The following is a 1,832-nucleotide window of genomic DNA, read 5'->3' on the forward strand; positions in this document are numbered from 1 at the left end:
TTTGCCATACTTTGGAGAAGTAACCCACCTTTGTAAGCCTTTAAATATAATGAGTATGGCGGTTTATGTTACTTTAGAGGGGAAAATCCCTAGAACCCCTTTGTGATGGATTGAGTTTCCAGCTGTCTAACAAACTCACCTTCTTTTATTCTATAGAACGCGTTGGGTATAACTTACATCTTGGGATATTGTTATCGACATTATGGTGTATTGTTGATTCTTGTAAAGCCCATCCACCCACTAAGCCGGTTACTTTTACACTTATGAACTCAACGTGATTTCATCAGCTTTAACACTACATGTGCTGTTTTACTTAAATTTTGAACACCATATGTCGTGTTTTTATAAAAACGCTTTTTTAAGAATAAATTTATTTTTATGTCCTAGAAATAACTATAAGTGCTTGCATTCCGGGCATTTTACGCTTGTATAACGCTAATAAGTTAGTTGTTACTAACATAAATTTCATGCCAGTTTGAGTGCTCAAAATACCACCAGGTATTGGGTTGCATTAAGACAAAAACCTCACTATCTTGTTTTTGACGCTGGAAATTCGTACAGGGTGTAAGCGCTGTGGCTTTCTAGGGTTGGGAACCGAAAGGCCAGCGGCAACTGGCCTCTCTGAATCGGGACTCATTGTTTAGTAAATGGACCCATGAAGATTATCAATCGGCATTGGACATCTTCATGCTCAAAGTATCGTAAATGGCTATAAAAAATCAAGAGAGTTAACAAGTAAATTTGTACTTCAACATTACATATTTATAGAACCTTTTGCAGGCCCTGGCGGCTTTAATAAGGATTTCAATGAGTTCCTAATTACTTTAAGTTAGGAGCTAAATAATGGCTTTATTAAGATTTAAGGACACGCCATGTCCTCATAAATATGGCAACATCTGTACACATTCTGAGTTTGAACCTTTGGTGTGTGACAAACCCACCGTTACTGGAGGGTTCGAGCTATGAGTGGTAATTACATTGAAGGTAACTACGTGTTTTGTCGCTTTAGACGCAAGAAAAACAGTACAGAGATGTTAGATGCTCATGATTATGGGTATAAAGCGTGGCGTATCCCTATAAAGCGTAAGAGCTAGTAGGATACTGCATTAGTGGGGGCCGGATAGCCCCCATTTTTATATTCTCACTTTGGACAACACGCCTTCAGCTATCAGATCCCCAGTCTTTTTGTCGAAGTCTTCAGAAGCATCAGCAAAGGTTTTACTCAAAGCAACATCAACATCCGCGTTAAGTGCTTCAATGTAACCCATAGCCAACTCATCATTTAAGAACGTCTTAGCTGCATGTGACTTCCAATGTCTCATTTGAATGTCTGCCCAGATGTAATGATTATTTTTAGACATTACCTTCATGGCCATCCGCAGTTCCTTGCGTCTGAATTGATTTCTGAATGGATGCGCTGAAATCACGTCGTAAAGCGGGGTGAGCCAATGGCCAGTATGGTCAAGGTAAACACTGAAGTTCTTTGCGTGGCCATCAATACCCATTAACAGCCAAAATACATATTGCGCAAGAAAGAACTGATACATGTCATTTTCGCTATCAGTACTAAAGCGAAGCAGATTGGCTATCTCACTCGCACCCGGACCTCCATTTGCTTCATACTTTGACTGGCCAGCCCTACCAAGCGCTTGGCACATGTCTTCTTGAGTAAGTCGGTATATTAGGCCGTCCTCACCTTGCTGCCTATCAAACCGTTCAACCACCAGCGCTTTTTGGGGTTCTAGGGATTTTCCCCTCTAAAGTAACATAAATCGCTACAAACCTCGCCGTTAATGGCTTGTGGAGCTGGGTTACCTTTCATTTTAGACTTC

2 protein-coding genes are annotated in these 1,832 nt (G+C 40.6%); one reads left to right on the plus strand and one right to left on the minus strand.

The features are described 5' to 3' along the window. Positions 1 to 962 precede the first annotated feature (962 nt). Entirely contained in the window at positions 963 to 1,094 is a 132-nt protein-coding gene (locus MHN02_RS21750) for a hypothetical protein (protein WP_262385800.1), read from the plus strand. Between the two features lie 39 nt (positions 1,095 to 1,133). On the opposite strand, the gene MHN02_RS21340 is transcribed toward MHN02_RS21750, so the two are convergent. Then, positions 1,134 to 1,724 (minus strand): HipA domain-containing protein, encoded by a 591-nt coding sequence (locus MHN02_RS21340; protein ID WP_239247953.1) that lies wholly within the window; start codon positions 1,722 to 1,724, stop codon positions 1,134 to 1,136. Positions 1,725 to 1,832 lie beyond the last annotated feature (108 nt).

Origin of the sequence: Alteromonas sp. CNT1-28 (assembly GCF_022348345.1) — a bacterium.
In the GTDB taxonomy this organism is placed as follows: Bacteria; Pseudomonadota; Gammaproteobacteria; order Enterobacterales; family Alteromonadaceae; genus Alteromonas; species Alteromonas macleodii.

Coding starts and splice junctions, on each gene's coding strand:
- MHN02_RS21750 (WP_262385800.1), top strand. CDS start 963: ATGAGTGGTAATTACATTGAAGGTAACTACGTGTTTTGTCGCTTTAGA.